This is a genomic window from Paenarthrobacter sp. NPDC056912 (assembly GCF_042786555.1).
Lineage (GTDB): Bacteria > Actinomycetota > Actinomycetes > Actinomycetales > Micrococcaceae > Arthrobacter.
In genome coordinates, this window is the sequence record NZ_JBHUCD010000009.1 from 62,961 (window position 1) to 85,329 (window position 22,369).

Genomic DNA, 22,369 nt, shown 5'->3' on the forward strand with positions numbered 1-22,369 from the left:
CAAACAAAAACGGGGCACACTTTGAATACTATTAATCGCGTAGCCGTAATCGGACTGGGCTACATTGGCCTTCCAACTGCTGCCATTCTGGCAACCAACGGAATCAAGGTCACTGGCGTCGACGTCAACCAGAGCACAGTAGACGCCGTGAACGCGGGGCAGGTGCCCTTCGTGGAGCCAGACCTCGGCATTCACGTGTCCGGGGCCGTGAGCCAAGGACTCTTGGGCGCAACAACAACCACCCCACAGGCGCAGGCATACATCGTGGCGGTCCCGACTCCTTTCAAGGAAGACCATTCAGCTGACCTGAGCTACATCGAGGCTGCCGCACGAGGCATCGCCCCTCAGCTGCAAGGCGGCGAACTCCTGATTCTTGAATCAACGTCGCCTCCTGGTGCCACGGAACACATGGCCAACTACATACTGAACCTGCGTCCTGATCTGAGTCTTGACGGCTCCGATTCACGACCGGCAATCCTCGTTGCTCACTGCCCTGAGCGCGTACTTCCGGGGCGGGTCATGATTGAGTTAGTTACCAATGACCGGATCGTTGGCGGTATGACTCCTGAAGCGGCGGAGTCCGCCAAGAACCTTTACTCGGTGTTCTGCCAGGGTGAGATTCTCACGACGGATGCTGTAACTGCCGAGATGGCAAAGCTCGTGGAAAACTCTTACCGTGACGTGAATATCGCTTTTGCCAATGAGCTGTCGGTAATCAGTGAAAAGCTTGGTATCGATGTGTGGGAGCTAATCCGATTGGCCAACCACCACCCGCGAGTGAACATCCTGCAACCGGGACCTGGCGTCGGTGGGCACTGCATTGCTGTAGATCCGTGGTTCATTGTGGCAGCAGCACCCGACGAGTCGCGTTTGATCCGCACAGCACGCGAGGTTAACGACGCGAAGCCGGAGTGGGTAATTGATCAAGCAATGTCCGCGCTGGCTGGCTTGCCCGATTCAGCCGAACTGTCAGTCTTGGGACTGGCGTTCAAGGCGAACATTGATGACCTCCGCGAATCGCCAGCAATCGAAATTGCCGCGCGTCTCGCGGATGCTCTACCGGAACGACGTCTCAACGTTGCGGAACCACACATCGAAGCATTGCCGCGTCAGCTCGCAAACCGCCGGAATGTTGAGTTCGTGTCAGTTGAAGAGTCGATTCAGCGTTCCGAGGTAGTCCTGGTTCTTGTCGACCACGACGCAGTCAAGGAAGTTGGACCTGAGCTTTTGGCTGGCAAAGTGCTTATTGATACCCGCGGGTCCTTCGACGTACGTACTCGAGAGGTTGCGGGCAGCCGCGAAGGATGAAACCTATCGAGATTGTTGCAGGTGGAACGAAGTATCGACTGAACCTCCCGGACGCAGACCAGGACTACATTCAAAAGACAATAGCTTCAACGCAGCGCCCGTATGAAGAGGCGATGCTGATTGATATCGCGGATGGTGTAGCTGCGGGTGATCTGGTACTGGACGTTGGCGCCAACTGCGGTAATCACACACTTTACCTAGCCTGTGTGGCCGGAGCGGAAGTGCAGGCGTTCGAACCCGACGTTGAACTGTGCGGAGTTATTCGCTCAAGTGCTTCCCTTAATGGAGTCGACAGCCTCGTCACAGTTCACGAAGTAGGCGTGGGCGACGCGGAGGGTTTCGGCCGGATAGTTCAGACGGCAGAGAACAACAGGGGAGCACAACGCCTGCAGCGGGTCTCATCAGAGGAAAACGGAACTACCATCATTCGACTGGATGATTTGGAGTTCTCCAAGCCTGTGCGCGCCATGAAGATCGACGTGGAGGGGATGGAACTTGATGTCCTCAACGGGGCGAAGCTTCTTATAGAACGAGATCGACCCGAGATTTATGTGGAGTGCCAGACACGCCAAGATTTTGAAAGAATTCATACTTGGTTGGCGCAATACGACTACCGTTATCTTTCGACGTTTAACGCCACTCCGACGCATCGTTTCGGTCCGAGCTCATCGGCAGACGGGCGGGATCGATTTGAGCAGATCGTCAAGCAGCAGGTTGCTGCAACATATTATGATCAGCAACTAATTTCACAATTGCGTAAAAGCCTTACTGAAGCAAATCTGAAGTATCGTGGGGCTACTGCTACACTGGCGCCGATTAACGAGCAGTTGCGCATGGCGAACGTCGCTGAAGCACAACAATCCGAGGTCATTCAGAAATTAAGGCAAGATCTACTTGAATCGGCCAATCGAGTTCATGACTTCGAAACCGTGATTGAAGAGAAAGAAAATCAACTCACTGGGGTTCGTTCGCAGTTGCATGTTGCCAGCCTTACTGAACACAAGAACACCGAACGAGCCAAAGCGCTTTCAGTCCAACTCCAGGACTTGCGTGACGGCCTCCGACGGGAACGAAATCGGGTCAAAGCTGTAGAGAAACAAATTGCGCAGGCTAATGCACAAATAATTGCACTAGAGTCGCTCGCTGCTGAGCAGGCGAAACGCCATGACGAGGACAGGCAGTCGTGGCAGTTGGAACTTGAACAGTCGAATAGTCAACTCAGTCGGGCAAGTCGTAAGGCGAAGCTGCAGGCTGCAAAGTCAAGGTCTACCCTGATTCGGGAGAGGGCGATCGCCTCGGATCTGAGGGATACGTCGACTCGACTTGCCGAAGTTGAGGCTGCAAAGTCAAGGTCTGCCCTGATTCGGGAGAGGGCGATCGCCTCGGATCTGAGGGATACGTCGACTCGACTTGCCGAAGTTGAGGCTGCACTTGTTGACAGCCGACACCAATCCGAAGAAACCGCTAGGCGTCTGGTCAAAGAGAAAGGCATGGTCTCCCGGCTGGAGCAGGCCCTTGATGAGTCTCAGCGCGAAAAGGTCAGCCTTCAGAACGTCCTTGCCGAAAGCAAGAAGGAAAATGCCAGCCTTCAGAGTCGCTTGCGTGATATTCGAAAACAGCTGGACGACACGCAGGAACGACGTAAAACCCTGGAGTCTGAAGCTGTAGAGGCGGACGTCAAAATCGAGACTGCCCAAGCCGACAATGATCGATTGCAGAGCGCACTTGCCCTTGCCGAAGCTAAGCTGGTAGACCTTCGCGCAAGCGTCACATTCCGCCTCGGTAAATCCATCCGAGAATCCCTGACTTCCCCAAAGGGTTTGGGCGTATTGCCCGTAGCCCTGGGGCGGTTGGCAGTTGAACATCGTCAACGACATACAGTTGCACGCACCATCATTGGCGAGATCGTGGCCAATGAGCAGGCGATCGAGTCCGAAGAAAAGCCGGCTCCGACGCCGGTGAACAGGGCTGCTGAATTGAGGGCGTCGCGTCTCCTCTCAACGAGCGATGCTTCGGCCGCGCTCCAGCTGACTTCCAGTGCGCATCATCGCAATACGCGCGTGGCAGCGATCATGGACGAATTTACAGTTCAGTCCTTTGCTCCTGAGTGTGAGCTCCTTGAGTTGAGCTTGGGCAACTATATCGACGAGCTGAATTCCTTTTCTCCATCATTGGTTTTCCTGGAATCAGCCTGGCGTGGTAAGAATGATGCCTGGGGAAATAAAGTTGCCCAGACATCTGCGGAAGTTCGAGAAATCATATCTTGGTCAAAATCGAATAATGTTCCCGTAGTCTTGTGGAATAAGGAAGACCCAGTCCACTACTCGACATTCCTCAATACTGCGAAGCTCGTGGATCATGTTTTCACGACAGACATCGATTGTGTCCAGCGTTATAAAGGTGACCTCGGCCACAATCGAGTCCATTTCCTGCCTTTTGCCTGCCAGCCAGTCCTTCATAACCCATTGGAGGTCTACCGTCGCAGTGCGGGAATGTGTTTTGCGGGGGCGTATTACAGAAGATACCCGGCCCGGACGCGAGATCTAGAATCTTTCATGGCTGAGATTCCAAAATTTACCCCTCTTGAGATCTTTGACCGCAACTTTGGAAAATCGGACCAACAATACCAGTTCCCGAAAGAGTACCAAGAATACATCGTCGGCACGCTGACGAGTTCAGAAATCGACCTCGCCTACAAGGGCTACGACTACGCGATTAACCTGAACTCCGTCAAAGAATCCCAGTCAATGTTCGCTCGCCGCGTCTACGAGCTTCTTGCTTCAAATACGACTGTAGTCAGCAACTACTCGCGCGGTCTCCAGCTGCTTTTCGGCGACATACCAGTCATAGCCGATAGCGGCCGGGTTGTCGTGAATAAACTGTCGTCAACCACGGACGGATGGGGTAGCCGGCGCCGAAGGCTTGCAGGGCTTAGAAAGGTAATGCAGGAACATACCTACAGCCATAGGCTGGAGTATGTCCTGAACCAAGCTGGAGTGCCGGCCGCAGCCACCAAGCGGCCCACAGTTGTTGTGCTCGGACTCGTGTCAAGCGATGCCGAAGTAGGCCAACTTCTCGCGACAGTGAACCGCCAGATAGGTGTTGATGTGTCGCTTCGCCTTTACACAATGGATGCCAGCTGGGTTGATCAGGATGGGGCAGTGCAGGGAATCACTGTTCAGGACGTCTCGAAATCTTCAGGTGAGAAGCTAGAATCGTGCGTTGAGGATGGGGCATTTGCTGCCGTTATGGTGCCCGATGATTACTATGGTGCCAACTATTTGCTCGACTTGGCACTCGCGGCCCGATACTCGGCAGCAGTGGTAGTTGGCAAGGTCTCCTATTTTCAGGCCAAGGGTCGTACGGTAGGCGTGAATGACTCCCGCCCGGCATACACGGCTGTCACGGGACTTCCGGTGCGGGCGAGCCTGGTGCTCAAACCGCGGGAGATTGAACTCGGTGTCGACGAACTCGTACGGACAGCCGCGCATGCTGATTTTGGTCACGCCTCCATGCTTGGCGCTGAACTTTTTGATTACTGCAGAGACGGGGCAGGACTGACTTCCGAGGTCCTATCCTTGGTAACAAGTGGGAAAATCGACAGCGGGCTGCGCCTTGAGGAAATGGTTACGGCTGGCGATCAAATCGAAGCATCGAACTTTGTTGCCGATCAAGGCAAGGCGCTTAGTGGAGCTGAAGTAGCCAACCTTTTTGTGACCAGGTCTCGACCAGGTGTTACGAGTGAAGTCTCTGACAACGACTGGAATTTTGTCTCGACCCTCGGAGACGGTGTTCACGACTATATCTATGCCACAGAGCTAATCGGCTTGGATTCAATTGCTACTGAAGGGCAGCTCGAACTTCATGTAGAGGCTAGCCCCGGTCTCAATCTGCAAGTGGCGATCATCTACTACGACGGTGCCAACACAAAGATTGAAGGTCACGTCCGGGCTGCCAATCAGAACTGCACTCTGGATATTCCCGGGAACGCAAAGAGCGTGAAGCTGGGTATAAGAATCTTCGCATCCGGCGAAGGTTCACTGCGACGTATCCTCTGGAAGCACAAGAACATCAAGCCGGCGTTCATCGCGTCGCGGGCACAGAACCTTGTGATTACCAACCGGTATCCTTCCTACGATGACTTGTACAAAAATGCATTCGTCCACAGCCGTGTGCTTCGCTATATAGATTCAGGCGTCCCCACCGAGGTATTTGTTCTGGATGAGAACTCACATTTGCGTTTCCGCGAATTTGAAGGCGTAACTGTTATATCTGGATCTTCTTCCGCCCTGGACACCCTTCTTCTGGAGGGCAAGCATCGATCGATTTCACTTCATTTTGTAAATGACTCTATGTGGGACGCTGTTCGGAACCTTCCGCAAAAACCGCAAATTGCCATTTGGGCTCATGGGGCGGATATTCAAAAGTGGTCACGGCGCAGCTTCTTGTACAGTACAGATGAGGAAGTCAGGGCAGCTGAGGAGATCAGCGATCGGCGCCTTGCACTTTGGCGGCGCATCTTTGAGGAAGCCGCAGATTCGGTTTCGGTCATATTCGTTTCTAAATGGTTGGCTGAAACGGCCATGTCAGATTTAGGTTTGGTAAAAGAATCATCGCTTTCAGTGGTGATTCACAATCCCATTGACACAACGAAATTTGAGTACCAAAAGAAGACCCCTGGTCATAGACTAAAAGTTCTTTCGATTAGACCGTATGCATCGTCGGTCTATGCGAATGATCTAACTGTGGATGCAATCCTGCTTCTATCTCAGACGGCATATTTTTCCGACATGGAATTCAGGCTTGTTGGGGATGGGCCGCTTTTTGATGAGATGACCAAGCCGCTTGAGGGGTTCTCTAACGTCATCCTTGACAAGCGATTCTTGACACAGGATGAAATTGCTTCAATGCATAAGGAGTATGGCGTATTTCTTTGCCCGTCTCGCATGGATACGCACGGTGTGTCTCGGGACGAGGCCATGGCGTCAGGCCTTGTCCCCGTGACAACAAGTGTCGCTGCGATTCCAGAATTCGCGGATGCAACTTGTGCTGAACTCGTTGAGCCGGAGAACGCAGCCGAGATCGCCGATGCTTTGATGCGTCTGGCCAGTTCGAGTAGATTGTTCCGCCGTAAGTCCCTAGCTGCAGCTAAGCGAGTGCGTAGGCAAGCAGCGGCTTCTAATGTCATACCCAAAGAGCTTCAGGTCTTAGGATATTAGTTCCCTAATGCCCTTGGCGCAGTAAAACACTTTGAATGGCATTAAACAAAAAACTGCTTCCCTGGAGTTGGACTGAAAATTCAGTTCTGATTCCCGGGGAGCAGTTTTTTGTGAGCAAGTAGTTCGTCATACGCAGTTCAGCGCTGGTTGTCCATGGCGCAGATTTAGGAAAAGTTCAAGCTCACACTAGTAGTGCGGTTCTGTGCTCGCACGGCCGCCCTTGTCCATGACCCTTATTGCACCCCTTTGCCCGCTTGCAAGACCACGTGTGCTGGGTGCGCATCAACTTGAGGGCGCGGATGCATTGCCATCAGTGCCAGTCCCAGAGGTCTGACGACCAGCGGTTGACGGGAACGGTCAGGGCGGGGAGGCCCAGTCTACGGCTAAATTTCCGCAGCGCTTGCTGTGTTAGTGGCTTTCAGGTTGTTTCCTGCGAACAGGGAAGCGTCTCGAATCTGTATCTGTCCCTGTGCGATCTGCCAGCCCATGATTGTGACGGACGTGCAGGAGACATCATCAGGAAGTTCAAAGCCCGCGTAATATTTTCTTCGCGCACTATCAATCTCCACATACCTGAAATGCCCAACGCTTTCCATCCCAGACTTGGTAATGCGGTTCTTGACGAGCGGCAGCCCTTCGGCCCCTTCAAGTTTTAGGGAGAGGAGAATCTTGTTACCAGGCGAAACTGAACTTATCGCCTCGAACTGAATACCAAATGTCTTGGCGCCGCTGGGAACAAGGAACGTCTGCGGCTCAAGTACCGCATCATGCCAATCCCGGTCGTCCAGGCTCTTCGGCTCTGGGCCGGCGCCAGACGCGAAATGCTTCTGTTCGTCCAGGCCTGCTTCCAAGGAATTGAATTGATTCACCACGGCTTGATAGACATCGTCATGGTAGTGGTAGGGCGCGAGTCGCCACTTGTGATCCCTGCTGGAGACCGCCATCTCCCAAGGCAATTCAATGGTCGCCAAATTCAAGTGTTCCCGGAGAACTCCCATGTATTTGGCCAAGAGGTTGTTTGCCTCGTCCGGAAACATCCCCCATGATTTCTGGATCGGTGCCCCAAAATCGTCGTGCATGGACCATGGGAGGTTGAAGAGAACAATTTTGCTCTCAATGGAGTGGGCTCTCACGAAATCGGCGAAATTGACAACACTGTTGCGCCACAGCTCAAAGTGTTCGTTGGATCCAAATTTGATCCATTCGGGGTCACCGATGTTGTCGATGAGTCCACTCTGAAGGAGCTCAACGGATCGTGTGATGTAGCTGTCATGGCCTACCTTTATGACACCGAGTCGCTCGTCAGTAAGGTCCCAGAAGATGAAGTCAGCACTGGAGGCGACATCTGCAAGTGTCCTAAATATGGTGCCGTCAAAGTCATTCTGAAGATTGCGAATCTGGAATCGACTTTCCAGTGTTCCAGCGTTTGCAGACGCTGGGTAGGGACTGCCTGTCGCACTGATCAAGGACTGACGGGCAGTGTAGCCGATCAGCTCGTGTTCTGACTTGTCAAGGAACTCGAAGGAGTCCCGTGAGACACAGCTGCCGTAGACGAAGATTCGTGCCATTTGTTCACTCGCTCAACTAGTTGGCCACAATGAATTGCAGTGCTTGGGGCTAGCCCTACCATTGTGGGGTTCTTCCTTCAGGCCAGAAGGTCAGGCGAAACTATCAATTCGTTTGCCAACCCCAAGGAGCTCGGCAACAGCGGCTACAGTTCGGGCAGCAGCCTTGCCGTCGCCGTAAGGGTTTACTGCGTTGGCCATGGCATCAAATGCATCCTGCTGGTTCAGGAGTCGGTCCACTTCCTTGACGATTGTTTCCTCGTCTGTACCGATCAGGCTAACCGTCCCGGCGTCGACGGCTTCCGGGCGCTCCGTATTGTCGCGCATCACCAGCACCGGCTTGCCGAGGCTAGGAGCTTCTTCCTGGACTCCGCCCGAGTCCGTGAGAACAATGTGGGCCATGGAGAGCATGCGTGTGAATTCACCGTATGCCAATGGTTCTGTAACGATGACGTTTGCCTTGCCCTCAATCGCGGGCAGCACTGCTTCCCTCACCACGGGGTTCTTGTGTGCCGGCAGGACAATAACGAGGTCGGGTTCAGCCTCAGCTATCCGGGCCAATGCCCGTCCAACTCCACGCATAGCGTCGCCCTGGTTCTCACGGCGGTGAGTGGTCACCAGAAGAATTCGACGGCCGCTGGCGGCAAGGTCCTCGAGCTGCGGGTCGGAGAACGGGATGTGCTTGTCAACGGTGGTGAGAAGGGCGTCAATGACTGAGTTGCCAGTTACTACGATGTCGCTCTCAGAAATTCCCTCGGCCAAAAGGTTGGCTCGGCTGACACTGGTCGGGGCCAGATGAAGGCTTGCGATCTGGCTGGTGATCTTCCGGTTCGCTTCTTCCGGGAACGGGGAGAACAGATCGCCGCTTCGCAGGCCGGCCTCCACGTGGACTACAGGTATGCCGTGGTAGAAAGCGGCAATGGCGCCAGCTGTGGATGTGGTGGTGTCGCCCTGGACGATCACTGCGTCGGGTTTGTTTGCTGTGAACAGTTTGTCCAAGCCATCGATGGTCCTCGTCATGATTGAGGAGAGCGACTGACGCTGCTGCAGGATATTCAGATCGTGATCCGGTTCGATGCCGAAGAGTTCGTTGACTTGGTCCAGCATCTCGCGGTGCTGACCGGTGACAGTCACGATGCAGTCGAAATCCGGGGACTCTTGAAAAGCACTGACAATCGGAGCCATCTTAATGGCTTCCGGACGGGTGCCGAAGATTGGCATGACGCTGGGCATGGATTTCCCCCGGGGAGTGGCGTTGAGTGACTTCCCGATGCTATCGCACCACGCATCACGGTCTTCAATTTGCGTACCGAAGGGTCGCCGGACTATGGGGCAAAGATCAAGGTCAGGAGCAGGATGGGGATACTGATGGAGACGAGGATCACAACGAGCAGTGCGATTAAGCGCTTCTGTCGAAGGGTGACTTCGCGGGGCTCCGGGCGCTGCCTTGTTGATTCCTTGATTGGGGGAGCGGCCTTGACCGCTCCTTTGCTATCTCCACGGGTCTGCGCGGGCCGGAGCGACGGATTCGCGGGGCTGTGCTGTTGGTACCCGGCCATAAGGCTCGTTGCAACCTCGGGCCTAAAGCGGCGTTTCCGTAGGTGCCGTGGAGCAGGCGAAAGAGTCGCCGGCTGGCGGACAGGGTCCGTCACGTATTACTCCTCAGCTGCGTCAGGGTGAACCATGGGCACTACCAATTGTTGCATTTCGGGAGTCTGCCGCAACATTTCGTGTAGCGGGTGAACCCAACCTCAAGCCGCTTCGGGGCCTGCCAGGGACGCCGATGCAGCGCGTTGACGCAGCGAGGGGACGGCCCGGAAATCCCGGGCCGTCCCCTCGCTGAGACTGCTAGCCGCGGTCAGAGTACAGCGCGTCGTTCTTCTGCCCAGAGCCGTTCGTAACATCTATGAAGTAATTCTTACCCGACCCTAGAGACGTGCTGCCGAGCTTCGCGGTTACCGACTCCAAGAGCGGATTGATGCCCATTTGTTTGCCATATGTGGGGTTGTAGTTGGAAGCCGCTACAGTCTTGTCGAAGACCCGCCCTGATTTATCCGTCCACTTGACTTGGATAGTCCCGCCACTCAGGTTTTGGCCTGTGACCAGGACATCGCCATTACTGTTGAAGATCGAGTCAGTGATGATCGGCGTTGTGCTGCCCGCCTTGAGGCGATCAATCATTGGTGTCCAAGTCCCGGCACAGGTGAAATACGGATCCCACATGAATGAGATGACCTTCACCGGGCTGTTTCCGAATTGCTGCAACTGCTTGTCCACCCGGGTCTTCGTGGTTTGGCCCCGAAGACTGCCATCGCATGGATTCTGCGAGGTTGATGGCGCCATGCCTTCCAGGTTGGCCCACAGCTCCGCGCCGGTTCCCTCAACGCCTTCCGCCATCGCCCAGAAGTAGTCGCGAGTTGGAGCCAAATACTTACTGCCCCAAGACCCGCTGCCAACTATTGACGCTGCGTACTGGTCGACGTTGTTGTTGCTTTCACTGCCGAAGAAGGAAGCACCTTTGCCTGTGCCCATACCGTCTTGTACAGCAATGGAGAGGTGCACGTCACCGGCAGTCTCGGCAATATTCGCGATAGCGTTTCGTGCCTGGTCTACCGTGACTCGCCCACCGAAAGCGGTGCGAGAGTCGATGTATGGGCTGACGATTGCGTCGCGATCAGGCTGGTACTGGGCAATCCTGGAGTTCTGAATCCGATAGAGAGTCAGGACTGAGTCCCAAACGGGCCCATCGCTGAGTGGCATTTCTGTATGGTGGTAGAAGCCGGCAAGTCCAGGAACATCGTTCACTTTGCCTTGGTATATGAGGAATCGGGCAGTGAAGAGCGAGAACGTGGCCTGATATGACAGGTCCGGTAGGTAGGTGACGTCAGTCCGCATGACCGGGGCCGGAAGGCCTGCGTAGTACTTGATTCCCAAACTCGTTGCCGCCTTTCCCAGCGACACTGACATGGAGGACGCCGTCCCGCCGGTGATCACCACGATGTCGTAGCTTCCGCTGGGGGAGTTGCAGCCGCTCCCCTCCGATGGCAAGACCAAAATGGTGAATATCGTGGTTCCGCTGGTGACGGTTTTGTCGCGAGCACAGAGGATGGCGGGTGATCCCCAAGAGTTGCCGTCCGAGTATGTGAAGTAGCGCTTCACCTTGACTCCAGATGCCGCAGCGGTGGCGCAATTAACGCCGGAAATAGCGCAGGCGGCGGGAATGTCGGAAAGTGTGGCTGGTCTGAGTCGGGAGCCGAACGTGATGACCGTGTCGCCGCCTACCGACTTGATGTCGCTCAGTTTCTTGGTGTTGGCCGCATCGCTGGTGCTGCCATAAATGAAGTATCCGCTGATGGGATAGACGGGCGGCGCCGCCGCTTGGGCGGTGCTTCCGTGAAGGAGACTTAGAACCAAGGCGAATATGGCGAGAAGGCCAGCTGCCAGGTGTCGCGTCCTGTTGGGAGGAACGGTTGTCGGTTCTGCTGCGAAAGTTGTCACGGGTGATCCTCGGGCTCGTAGGGTGAGACCTTGGACCTATGGCAAAAGAATGGCTCGCATGAACGGCAAACTCAATAACTTGACTACAACTTTCAAGTAGGAAAATGGGATTGAGTATCCCGAAGAATTATTGACACGCCTGTTGTATCCGAAAGATCAGATTTACGGATTTAGTCACATCCCACAGGGGTGGAACTGGAGGCTAGGAAGAGCACTCCGGCCGCACCAATGCGTCGATCAACCCACCTGTTTCCACCACGAATCGGTCCAGCCAGGCGGCTGCGGAGAGCTCGGGCTGTGAGCCGACCATTTCCACCTCGATGGGCGTGCACTGGTGAATCAAAGTGCCTGCCCGGATGAGGTGATAGTCGGAGGTGACCACCGTGATGGACTTCCAGCCGTGCTCTTGGATCAGCTTGTTCAAGGCGCTTGCTTCGCCTCTTGTGTTCAGCGGGGAGGGGCGGAAGCACAGCAGATCCGGATCGCCAACGTCCTCGCGGCACAATTCATCACCCTCGGCGTTGCCGGCGAGTCCCGTTGTAGAGACCACCAGCACCGGAATGTCCAGCTGGTCCTGGAGTTCCTGCGCTACAGGTAACCGTTCCTTGCTGAGGCCGCCCAGGACAACGATTGCGTCGGTGCGCTGGGGAGCAACCCGGGGCGGGTTGAAAAAAAGCTGAAACGCGGCAATGAGCCACAGCAGCGCCACCAGGAAACACGCGACGACGGCGACGCTGAAGACGCGCGTGACGGAGGCGGTTTTGAGGGGCACGGGGACAGTCTAAGGTTCCCGAATGAGTGCTCTTCCCAGCCAGGAATGCCGAAGAAGCGCCTATCGTGTATCGACGTCCTCAAACACAAGGAAAGTCTGGGTATCCAGCACTCCCTCCATGGATTGCAATTGGTCGAAGATCACACGGCGGAGGTGGATATTGTCCGTGGCCCGGACCAGAAGGATGACGTCAAAGTCACCGCCTACCAGGGCAATGTGATGGATCTCGGGTATCGCGCGCAGCTGCTCCTTGAGTTCACGCCAAGAATGTTGCTGGACCTTGAGGGTCACGTATGCCGAGGACCGCAGCCCTGCCTTGATGGGATCCACCAGGGCCGTGAACTTGGTCAGCACTCCCTCCCCGGTGAGCCGGGCTATCCGTGAGTACGCGTGGGCGCGGCTGATGTGCACGTTCTCAGCCACTTGGGTGATGGACATGCGCCCATCCGTGGTGAGTTCTCGGATGATGTCCTGGTCCACGCTGTCCAGCGGTACGGCAGTCTGCTCTGCCTCGGCCTCGCTCATCGGCTCTCCAAATCGTCTACAGCACGGGCGCGTTACCCAGCTCACAATTGCAATTCGTCTTTCAGAATAGCCAGTTTGGCTGATGGCTTCCATGATTTCGGCGAAAGCTGGATACGAAACATCCGTCAGGAACATACTGGAAGCACATAGTGGCTAGAGAAGGACGGACCAATGACGATCCACGCAGATCACTCTGCCCCGGAAACGGCGGTAGAGGACCAAGCTGCTGACGTTCGGACCAAATTCGGCATCAGCGTTGAGGACTACATGCTCCCCGCCCGGCACCAGATCCAAATGGTGAACCCGGATGGCACCCTCCGCTCCCGTGACGAGCAGGGCACCGAACCCGGCCACGAGTACCCGACACCAAACGATGCTGAGCTGATGGCCGCTTACGAGCAGCTCGTCGTCGGACGTCGCGTCAATGACCAGAACTCCGCGCTCGTCCGGCAGGGCCGCATGGCCGTCTATCCGTCAAGCCACGGCCAGGAAGCCTGCCAGGTTGCAGCTGCCATGTGCCTCAGCGAAGGTGACTGGCTGTTCCCGACCTACCGTGACGCCGTCGCCGTCATGACCCGCGGGGTTGACCCCGTAGAGGTAATGACCATCTTCCGCGGCGACTGGCACGGTGGGTACGATCCCAGCGAGCACAAGGTCGGCATCCAGTGCACCCCGCTGACCACCCAGTTGCTCCACGCTGTCGGCGTCGCCCACGCCGCGAAGCTGCGTGGCGAAAACACTGTAGTGATGGCCATGTGCGGTGACGGTGCCACCAGCGAAGGCGACTTCCACGAGGCACTGAACTTTGCCGCCGTCTTCCACCTGCCGGTGATCTTCTTCGTGCAGAACAACAAGTACGCCATCTCGGTGCCGCTCAGTCACCAGTCCGTTGCGCCGTCGCTGGCCCACAAGGCAGTTGGTTACGGCATGGCCGGTGAGCGCGTGGACGGCAACGACCTCGTGGCACTGCTGGCAGTGATGGACCGTGCCGTGAAGCTGGCCCGTGACGGTTCCGGTCCGCTCCTGATCGAGGCCCACACGTACCGTATGCAGGCGCACACCAACGCCGACGACGCCACCCGCTACCGTCCGGACAGCGAAGTCGCCGAATGGCTGGCCAAGGATCCGCTGACGCGCATGAAGTCGTACCTCACGGACAAGGGCCTCCTGGACGACTCAGCCAGCGAACGGATAGCCGAGCATGCCGAAGCCGTAGCCACCCAGCTTCGCGAGGGCCTCGGCGAGGACGTCCCGGTCCAGCCGCTGGACCTCTTCAAGTACGTCTTCTCCAAGCCAACCCCGCAACTGAAAGAGCAGTCAGAACTGCTCGCCAGCGAACTCGCCCGCGCTGAAAGCGCCGGCAGCACCGACGACTCCGGAACGGAGAACGCAAAATGACCGTCACCACCTCCGTCAACGGCAACGTCAGCGCGGCCACCGCCAGCGCAGCAGCGTCGGCTGCGGCAACTGCCGAGGCAACCGGCCCGCAAAGCATGACCATGGCCAAAGCGCTCAACACGGCCATGTCCGATGCCATGCGCGCCGATCCTTCCGTTCTGGTTTTCGGCGAGGACGTCGGCATGCTTGGCGGTGTCTTCCGCATCACTGACGGCCTCATGGCCGAATTCGGTGAGCAGCGCTGCTTCGACACCCCGCTGGCAGAATCAGGCATCGTCGGAATGGCAGTGGGCATGGCCATCAACGGCATGCGGCCCGTGATCGAAATGCAGTTCGACGCCTTCGCCTACCCGGCCTTCGAACAGATCGTCAGCCACGTTGCCAAGATGCACAACCGCACCAAGGGCAAGCTCAAAATGCCCATGGTCATCCGTGTGCCCTACGCCGGCGGCATCGGGGGAGTGGAACACCACTGTGATTCCTCCGAGTCCTACTACGCCCACACAGCCGGCCTGAAGGTCTACACCCCGGCCACCGTAGCCGACGGCTACCGCATGCTGCGCGAAGCCATCGACTCCGATGATCCCGTGATGTTCATGGAGCCCAAGAAGCTCTACTGGTCCAAAGACCAGGTGGACTTGGGTGCCTTGCGTGAAGAGCACGACGCCGGCACCTCCACCGAGGGGCGCGCCGCCGTCGCGCGTCCCGGCACCGACGCGACGCTCATCGCCTACGGTCCGTCCGTGCCCACCGCGCTCGCCGCGGCCGCTGCCGCCGCCGAAGAGGGCCGCTCGCTCGAGGTCATCGACGTCCGCACCCTCGTCCCCTTCGACGACGAAACCGTCTGTGCGTCCGTTCGCAAGACCGGACGCGCCGTCGTCATCGCTGAAGCGCATGGCTTCGCATCGGTGTCCTCCGAGATCGTGGCCCGCGTGCAGGAGCGTGCGTTCCACTACCTCGCTGCGCCGATTCTCCGTGTGACCGGCTTCGATGTCCCATTCCCGTCTCCCAAGCTGGAGCACTACTACTTGCCGAGCGTCGACCGTATCCTCGACGCCGTCGACGACCTTCAATGGGAGGACTGACCATGAGTTCAGATATGCAGGTATTCCGTCTGCCGGACCTGGGAGAGGGCCTCACCGAGGCCGAACTGGTCAACTGGCTCGTCGCCGTGGGCGACGAGGTCAAGGTCGACCAGCCCATCGCCGAAGTCGAGACCGCCAAGTCCATGGTGGAAGTGCCTTCGCCTTACGCCGGTACGGTCGCCGAGCTGCACGGCCAGGCCGGTGAAACGCTCGACGTCGGCAAGCCGCTGATCTCGATCGCTCGCGCTGGTGCTGGCTCCGGTTCGCCCGCTGCCGCGGCTCCGGCGGCTCTGTCCTCCGGGATTGACGCTTCTCAAGCCGTCGAGGCGGCCGCCGAAACGTACCGGACTGAGGAAAAGGCCGGTTCCGGCAACGTGCTGATTGGATATGGCACGCCTGGGGGAGCGACCGGTGGCCGGACCCGCCCGCGCAAGGCGAGCGTCGCCGTCGTCGATCGCGTTGCTGAGCCTGTTGCTGTGGCTGAGCCAGTTCTTGAGCCCTCTGTGGCCGGCACGCGCATCCCTGGCAAGCTCAGTGCCGTCATTTCGCCCCTGGTGCGGAAGATGGCTCGCGACCATGGTGTTTCGCTGGATGCCATTGCCGGTACGGGTGCCAGCGGACTGATCAGGCGCAGGGATGTGGAGGCCGCGATCTCCGCTCCGGAAGCGCCTGCGGCTCCCGCTCCGTCACGGGTGGAATCGCCTGCCGCAGCGGAGGGCGCCCTTGATGGCAGGACAGGCTTGGCTGTTTCCGCCAGGACCCCCGTTCGTGGAGTCCGGAAGGCCGTTGCCGCGAACATGACCAAGAGCCGCTCGGAGATCCCCGAGGCTACGGTTTGGGTGGACGTGGACGCCACTGCATTGTTGGAGATGCGGGCCGAGCTCAAGAAGCGCGCTCCGCACGATACTCCTGGTCTGCTGGCCTTCATCGCGCGTTTTGTCACGGCCGGGTTAAAAAAGTACCCCGCTCTGAATACGCGCTTTGAGACGGCCGCTGACGGGTCGCAGGAGATCGTCGGTTTCGAGGGCATCAACCTTGGCTTCGCAGCTCAGACCGATCGCGGGCTTGTGGTTCCGTCCGTCCGCAATGCGCACGAGCTGAGCGCCCGGGAGCTGGACGCAGAGATCCGCCGCCTCACCGCCGTCGCCCGTGACGGCAAGGCGACGCCCACTGAACTTGGCTCCGGCACCTTCACGCTGAACAACTACGGTGTGTTCGGTGTGGACGGCTCGGCCGCGATCATCAACTACCCGGAGGTCGCGATGCTCGGTGTGGGCCGCATCATCGACAAGCCCTGGGTGGTCAACGGCGAGCTGGCTGTTCGCAAGGTCACTGAGCTGACGCTGGCCTTCGACCATCGCGTTTGCGACGGCGAGACCGCGGCCGGATTCCTCCGGTACGTCGCAGACGCCATTGAGAACCCGGGTGGGGCGCTGGCCGATATGTAGTTGGTGGCGCCCAATTGACTGGCATTTGTGGTTGTCCTGCGCCCCCTGAACAACCGCTAATGCCAGTCACGTTGGCCGATTTAGCCTCCCACTGGCACGGGGACGCTGGAGTTGGCGGTGGTGCCGTTGCCCAACTGCCCAGCCTCGTTCCACCCCCATGCCCAGAGGGAGCCGTCTTGTTTGAGGGCGTAGGCTGCGATCCCGTAGTTCAAGTCTGACGTGACCATTCGAACGTCGTTCAGGACACTCACTTGCACCGGTATCGTTGATGTCGCGGTTCCACCATTGCCAAGCTGACCAACGTTATTCCAGCCCCAGGCCCAAAGAGTCCCGTCGTTTTTCACAGCGTAGGAACCACCACCCACTGAAAGGCTCCGGACGTCGCTCATCCCCAGTACCTGACCCGGGACGTAGGAAGTGGTGGTGGTGCCGTTACCGAGCTGGCCGCTGTAATTGGTTCCCCATGACCAGACTGTTCCGTCCCGCTTCAGTGCGTATGCCGCTGCCCCCACGGATAAGCTGTCAACATCACCCAGGCCATGAATTTCCAGGGGGCGTCCGGAGCGTGCAGGAGTTCCGTCCTCAAACTGACCGGCGGTTCCCCAAGCCCAGACGGTGCCGTCGTACCGCAACGCGTATGTCCTTGACCATTGCGAGACAACGGTGCGGACATTGTCCAAAAGGACTTGCGTGGGAACTTTGGCGCCTTGCAATTGGCCAATTCCGAGCTGACCGTCGAGGTTGCCACCCCAGGCCCATACGGTGCGATCAGATCTAATGGCGAACACCGATTGGCTTGATGCGGCCAGTTCGGTCACATTGTCCACTCCAGGCACTTGAGTGGGAACCGTGGCTGCAGTGTTGGTTCCGTTACCTAACTGACCACCAGCATTGTCTCCCCACGCCCATACGGTCCCATCATTTTTCACCGCATATCCGGCTGCGCCTGTCCCATAAATAGCCTTCACGTTCACCAGGCCTTGAGCTTGGACTGGGAGATAGGACGATGAGGTTGAGCCGTTGCCCAATTGGCCGTTGGTGTTGTATCCCCAGGCCCAAACGGTGCCGTCGTTCTTCAGCACATAGGTTGTCCCGCCTGTTGCTACAACGTCCCTGACACTGCTCACCCCCTGCACCATGGCTGGAACGGATGTGTTGGTGGTGGTTCCGTTTCCCAGCTGGCCCGACGAGTTGTCGCCCCAGCTCCACAGCGTCTGGTCCGACCTGATTGCGAATGCTGAACCGAAATTGGCAACCACCTTTGTGAATTGTTTCGTCCCAGGGCTCGGCGTTGGTGTCGATGTGGGGCTCGGGGTTGGCGTAGGAGTTGTTGTGGGGGTGGGGGTTGTTGGTTGGGGTTTGATCACGGGGGTGCCTTGGCAGGGGTTGGCGGTGAAGAGTGGCCAGGACTTGGTGACTTTGGTTTCCCACTCGCCGAGGTCGAAGCCCATGATCTCGATGCCGGCGGTCACCCCGAGGCGCCCTTCGATACCCAGTTCCAGCGGGCAGGACCAGGTGAGGTTTTGACCGCCGGCTGCCGTCACGGTGATGGTTGTGGTCGCGTAAGGTCCCATCCCGAACGTGATACCGGCGATGCCGTAAAGCTTGATCGTGGCATCAAGATCCAACGACGCCCGCGCGGTCAGGGATGCCGAGGCTTTGTACTGATTCTGAATCCCGGTTGTGGAGGGCTTGTCGTTGACCAGGTTGAACGCGCCGCTCTTGTATCTGAACCCGTGGTTACTGGAGACCGTCTGGGACGAGGAGAACACAATCTGAGCATCCCCGTCCAGGGAGAAGTTCGCCTTCAACTCCGCTTCCCCGTTCACCGCCACAGGCACCGGCCCCACCCAGAACGTGAACCACGCATTAAGCTCACCAAGCTTGGAAGAAACCTGGCCCTTCAAAGACCCTTCAACCGTGAGGGAATGCTCGGCCTTCACCGACGGTGTTACCACCACCGAGGCCTCGTTCAACTGCAAGAACCCCACATCCAACGTCATCTTCGCAGTGGCCTTCGCCGTCACCGAAGACTTCAACGTCACCGAACCATTCCCGGTCAACGGCGCGCCAGGTTTGCCGAACTCACCCTTAACGGTCTTCTTGAACGTCATCGACTTGTTGAACACGTCCGCGGAAGTTTCCGCGAACGGCTGAGCCAGGTCGGTTTCGGTGCTGTTTGCTGCCGGTGCGGTGTCCGGTTCCACGGTCACGTCCGGCTCCGGGATGATCTCGGACGATACCGGGGTGCCGGTGACTTCCAGCAGCCCGCCAGTGGAGACTACGGCCTCGGGCAAGGTAGCGGGTTTGGTTCTCACCAGGGTGTTCCCGCCCGGGTCCCGGACCACCTGGACCACCCGGGCCAGCAACCCGTCCGGGGTCCCGGCCGTAACACCGGAAACCAGCACATCGTTGGGTTTGATCGCCGTGGCCTCATCCGAAGGGAGGACCACGGTATTCCCGGACACCACAGCAGTTTTTAGCTGGGCCGGTTCCAGTATTTCCACGTCCGGGGCCACCGTGACCGTGCCCGCGGACGGGTCGGACGGGTCAGCCGGTGCTTTCTGCCCCGCGTACCGGTACAGGAACGCGGCCATCGCATCCCGGGCGATCCCGTTCAACGGGCGATACTCCCGCTCCCCGCCACCGACATCCCAGCCCGTGGAAATCCCCGAACCGGCCAACCAAGAGATCTCCTGATAGAACCCGCCACCGGCCGGAACATCCCTGAACGGGGACACCGCCGGGGCCGTAAACGCCGGCTTGCCCGCGTACCGGTACAAAAACGCCGCCATCGCATCCCGTGCAATCGGGGACAACGGACGATACTCCCGCTTCCCGCCACCGACATCCCAGCCCGTGGAAATGCCCTGCGAGGCCAGCCACGTGATCTCCTTATAGAACCCCGCCCCGGCCGGAACATCCGTAAACGGCGAAACAGAAGGTGCGCTGAACGCCGGGGACCCGGCATGACGATACAAGAACGCCGCCATCGCATCCCGGGCAATGGAATCCAACGGCCGGTACTGCCGCACCCCGGAACCGGCATCCCAGCCCGTGGAAATCCCCGCAGCAGCCAACCACGAAATCTCCGTCGCAAACTGCGAACCCACTGGCACATCCGAGAACGACACCACATTCTCCACCACCGGATCAGCAGCCACCGCCGAGGGCAACACCACCAAACCCGGCCCCACCACCAACACCACCACAACCAACAACCACGCCACACCACGACGAAACACCGCAACCCCCACACCCCGGCGACACACAGAAAACACTCAGGAACCCAACTAGATGACATTGCACCCAATAACGCAACGCACTGGAGAAATCGGACCGCAAGTTACGTTCTCAGACTCAACGTTCGGAAGGTTCTTGAACGGCTAACGGAACCGGGCCAGCCGGCCTTCCACTTCTAAGGCCTTTTCGGGCTCGCCTGCCGCTATGTCGAGATCGGAAAGTATCGTCAAAGCTCGCTCCGGTTTGGGAGTGAGTTCGGCGGCCCGCTCGACGGCGGAAGTAGCCCCCATCAGGTCCTGGGCACTCGCCTTGGCCAAACCCCGGAGCAGGTACGGCTCCGATGTCCAAGGCGATCGTTCAATCTGTTGGTCCAGGGTCACACTGGCGGTCGGAACATCGCCTGTGCCGAGCTGGCCGATGGCAAGTGCGGTCAGCACTTCCATGGAGGACGGGTTACGTTCGATGGCGGTCCTCGCCCACGTGAGGGCAGCAGCTGCCGCTTGGCTATCTCCTTGAACGGCCTTGACAGCGAATGCCTGGGCAGCATGCAGATCTATGTCCTGGTCCCAGGGCCGGAGTGCCTTGGCTGCAGCCCTCGGGACTCGGTGATTTCAGAGCAAGTTGAGTAGCGGTCCCCCCGCCGTTAGAGAGCCGCACGCGGAACCGGTAGGCTTGGACCTGTTTTTTGTCGTTCTAACACCGGGGTATCGTGCGAGTTGTAGTTCTGGGAGATATTGGTCAGCCCGTTTACCACGTGGGTGACGAAGCCATGACGCACGCGGTGGTGGACGAACTCAGGGCCAGGGGAGTATCGGACATTGTCCTGCTGTCCCGGAATCCGGAGCAGAGCGCCGCGCTGTTTGGCACGTCAGCGGTCAAGACCTTGGAGTTCCCGTGGCCTCCGAACCGCCGCGAGACGTACCTGAAGGAAATCCGGGCTGTGCTGGCAGGGGACATGGACGCCCTCCCCGCCACGGATCAAGTCCATGCGCTCATTGAGACCATGAGGTCCTGCGACGGCGTCGTGATCGCTGGCGGCGGGAACATGACCTCGCCGTTCGGGTGGTTGCTCTACGAGCGCGCAGCGGTGGGAGCCATTGCGAATGCGCTGGGCAAGCCGCTGGTCATCTCCGGGCAGACCGTAGGCCCGGTTCTCACTGGCCCCGACTACGACACTGTGATGGAGCTGTTCCATTCCGCCGCAATGTCCAGCGTCCGGGAGCAAACCTCTTGGGAACTCATGCGGGATGCGGATGTTCCGGCCGGCCTGACCCTGGACGATGCAAGCTTCCTCAAAGCTGAGTACACCCCTGTGCTGGGCATGGAAACGAAGCAAACTACATACCAGCCTCAACCTGACAGGCCGTTCGTCGTTGCTACCTTCGCGCCGGGCACCGGCGCCATGGACAGGGACGACTTCAACCAGCGCGTTGCTGAGGTGCTGGACAGGATCGCCGACGCCGGCTCGCTGGACGTCGTGATGATCCCCCACATGTCGCGTCCCGGCCATGCGGACATGGATATCGAGACCCACAACGACATTCGCCGCAGGATGCGCTCGACGAACGTGACTGTCTGCGGTCAACTGAATGCCGAGGAATCAGCGTCGTTGACGATGCAAGCAGAACTGGTGGTGGCCAGCCGGTACCACCCGATTGTTTTCGCCCTCTCCGCCGGCGTTCCCTGTCTCGGCTTGGCCGTGGACTACTACGGCGAAGTACGGATCGGCGGAGCCCTCGCCAACTGGGGTCTCGGGCACACCCTGCGTTCGCTCCGGCACCTGGTGACCCCGCAGTTCGATGAATTCGTAGACCAGTTGTGGGCACGCCGGGACGACATCCGGGCGTACCTGAAGCAGTTGACCCCGGCGCAAGGCCAGTTCCAAAGCGAATGGTGGGACGCCGTCGTCGAGACCTTGAAGGCCGGCAGTCCCGAAGCTCCGGTCCTGGTCAGCCCACCGCCGGCTTTCCTGGAGCTCGACTCCGGTGAGCATCCCGCTGCGGCCAAGCTGACGGCCAACAACGAATCACACATCGGCCATCAGTCAGTGGAGCTCTACCGGCTGAACCACGCGCTGGAGGACCTCACCGGAAACCTTGGCGGCGTGGAAGCCGAACGGGAGCGGCTGCGGATTGAAGCTGAAGAGCTGGCGGGAGCGTTGGCATCCGTTGAGGCCGAACGTGACCAGCTCCGTGCCGGACGCGATCAACTCCACGGCGAGCTCCAAGCGTTGAATGCCTCCAAGGTTGTGAGAGTGGCCCGACGCCTGAGGTTTCTGCGGCGCTAGAAAGGCCGCCAGCCTTCCAGC

The 22,369-nt window shown here is 58.5% G+C and carries 14 protein-coding genes; 6 read left to right on the top strand and 8 right to left on the bottom strand.

Annotated features, from left to right (window positions below; all coding sequences use genetic code 11):
- Nucleotides 1-21 precede the first annotated feature (21 nt).
- Both wecC and ACFRJ9_RS11675 read left to right on the top strand, forming a co-directional pair.
- On the top strand, nt 22-1,308 hold the full coding sequence (gene wecC / locus ACFRJ9_RS11670; protein ID WP_377667791.1) for a UDP-N-acetyl-D-mannosamine dehydrogenase: 1,287 nt from the start codon (nt 22-24) through the stop codon (nt 1,306-1,308).
- Nucleotides 1,305-6,527, top strand: coding sequence for an FkbM family methyltransferase (locus ACFRJ9_RS11675; protein ID WP_377667794.1), 5,223 nt, complete (start codon nt 1,305-1,307; stop codon nt 6,525-6,527). The genes wecC and ACFRJ9_RS11675 overlap by 4 nt, the downstream gene beginning before the upstream one ends.
- A gap of 383 nt (nt 6,528-6,910) precedes the next feature.
- Here ACFRJ9_RS11675 and ACFRJ9_RS11680 read toward each other — a convergent pair whose 3' ends face one another.
- The 6 genes from ACFRJ9_RS11680 to ACFRJ9_RS11705 form a co-directional block, all read right to left on the bottom strand.
- The gene (locus ACFRJ9_RS11680) at nt 6,911-8,095 is read right to left on the bottom strand and encodes a DUF6270 domain-containing protein (protein ID WP_377667796.1); all 1,185 of its coding nucleotides are present in this window, start codon (nt 8,093-8,095) and stop codon (nt 6,911-6,913) included.
- Nucleotides 8,096-8,185: 90 nt separating this feature from the next.
- Complete coding sequence (gene wecB, locus ACFRJ9_RS11685; protein ID WP_377667798.1) at nt 8,186-9,325, bottom strand: non-hydrolyzing UDP-N-acetylglucosamine 2-epimerase; 1,140 nt, start codon at nt 9,323-9,325, stop codon at nt 8,186-8,188.
- A 92-nt stretch (nt 9,326-9,417) separates the two neighbouring features.
- The gene (locus ACFRJ9_RS11690; protein ID WP_377667801.1) at nt 9,418-9,744 is read right to left on the bottom strand and encodes a hypothetical protein; all 327 of its coding nucleotides are present in this window, start codon (nt 9,742-9,744) and stop codon (nt 9,418-9,420) included.
- A gap of 196 nt (nt 9,745-9,940) precedes the next feature.
- Nucleotides 9,941-11,590, bottom strand: a complete 1,650-nt coding sequence (locus tag ACFRJ9_RS11695) for a hypothetical protein (RefSeq protein ID WP_377667804.1) — start codon at nt 11,588-11,590, stop codon at nt 9,941-9,943.
- Nucleotides 11,591-11,792: 202 nt separating this feature from the next.
- Nucleotides 11,793-12,362, bottom strand: a complete 570-nt coding sequence (locus ACFRJ9_RS11700; RefSeq protein WP_377667806.1) for a YdcF family protein — start codon at nt 12,360-12,362, stop codon at nt 11,793-11,795.
- A 60-nt stretch (nt 12,363-12,422) separates the two neighbouring features.
- On the bottom strand, nt 12,423-12,887 hold the full coding sequence (locus ACFRJ9_RS11705; protein ID WP_377667809.1) for an Lrp/AsnC family transcriptional regulator: 465 nt from the start codon (nt 12,885-12,887) through the stop codon (nt 12,423-12,425).
- A 171-nt stretch (nt 12,888-13,058) separates the two neighbouring features.
- Between ACFRJ9_RS11705 and pdhA the strand changes: the two genes are divergently transcribed.
- Genes pdhA through ACFRJ9_RS11720 form a run of 3 tightly spaced genes read left to right on the top strand, consistent with a single transcriptional unit; the run spans nt 13,059 to nt 16,818 of the window.
- Nucleotides 13,059-14,285 (top strand): pyruvate dehydrogenase (acetyl-transferring) E1 component subunit alpha, encoded by a 1,227-nt coding sequence (pdhA, locus tag ACFRJ9_RS11710; RefSeq protein ID WP_377667811.1) that lies wholly within the window; start codon nt 13,059-13,061, stop codon nt 14,283-14,285.
- Nucleotides 14,282-15,370 carry an alpha-ketoacid dehydrogenase subunit beta gene (locus ACFRJ9_RS11715; protein WP_377667814.1) on the top strand — a complete coding sequence of 363 codons (1,089 nt, stop codon included), beginning with the start codon at nt 14,282-14,284 and terminating at the stop codon, nt 15,368-15,370. Before pdhA ends, ACFRJ9_RS11715 begins: the two co-directional genes overlap by 4 nt.
- Nucleotides 15,371-15,372: 2 nt before the next feature.
- On the top strand, nt 15,373-16,818 hold the full coding sequence (locus ACFRJ9_RS11720; protein WP_377667816.1) for a dihydrolipoamide acetyltransferase family protein: 1,446 nt from the start codon (nt 15,373-15,375) through the stop codon (nt 16,816-16,818).
- A gap of 80 nt (nt 16,819-16,898) precedes the next feature.
- On the opposite strand, the gene ACFRJ9_RS11725 is transcribed toward ACFRJ9_RS11720, so the two are convergent.
- Complete coding sequence (locus tag ACFRJ9_RS11725; protein ID WP_377667818.1) at nt 16,899-20,063, bottom strand: chromosome condensation regulator RCC1; 3,165 nt, start codon at nt 20,061-20,063, stop codon at nt 16,899-16,901.
- Between the two features lie 141 nt (nt 20,064-20,204).
- Nucleotides 20,205-20,504 carry a tetratricopeptide repeat protein gene (locus tag ACFRJ9_RS11730; RefSeq protein ID WP_377667820.1) on the bottom strand — a complete coding sequence of 100 codons (300 nt, stop codon included), beginning with the start codon at nt 20,502-20,504 and terminating at the stop codon, nt 20,205-20,207.
- A gap of 266 nt (nt 20,505-20,770) precedes the next feature.
- On the opposite strand from ACFRJ9_RS11730, the gene ACFRJ9_RS11735 reads away from it, so the two are divergent.
- Entirely contained in the window at nt 20,771-22,348 is a 1,578-nt protein-coding gene (locus ACFRJ9_RS11735; RefSeq protein WP_377667822.1) for a polysaccharide pyruvyl transferase family protein, read from the top strand.
- Nucleotides 22,349-22,369 lie beyond the last annotated feature (21 nt).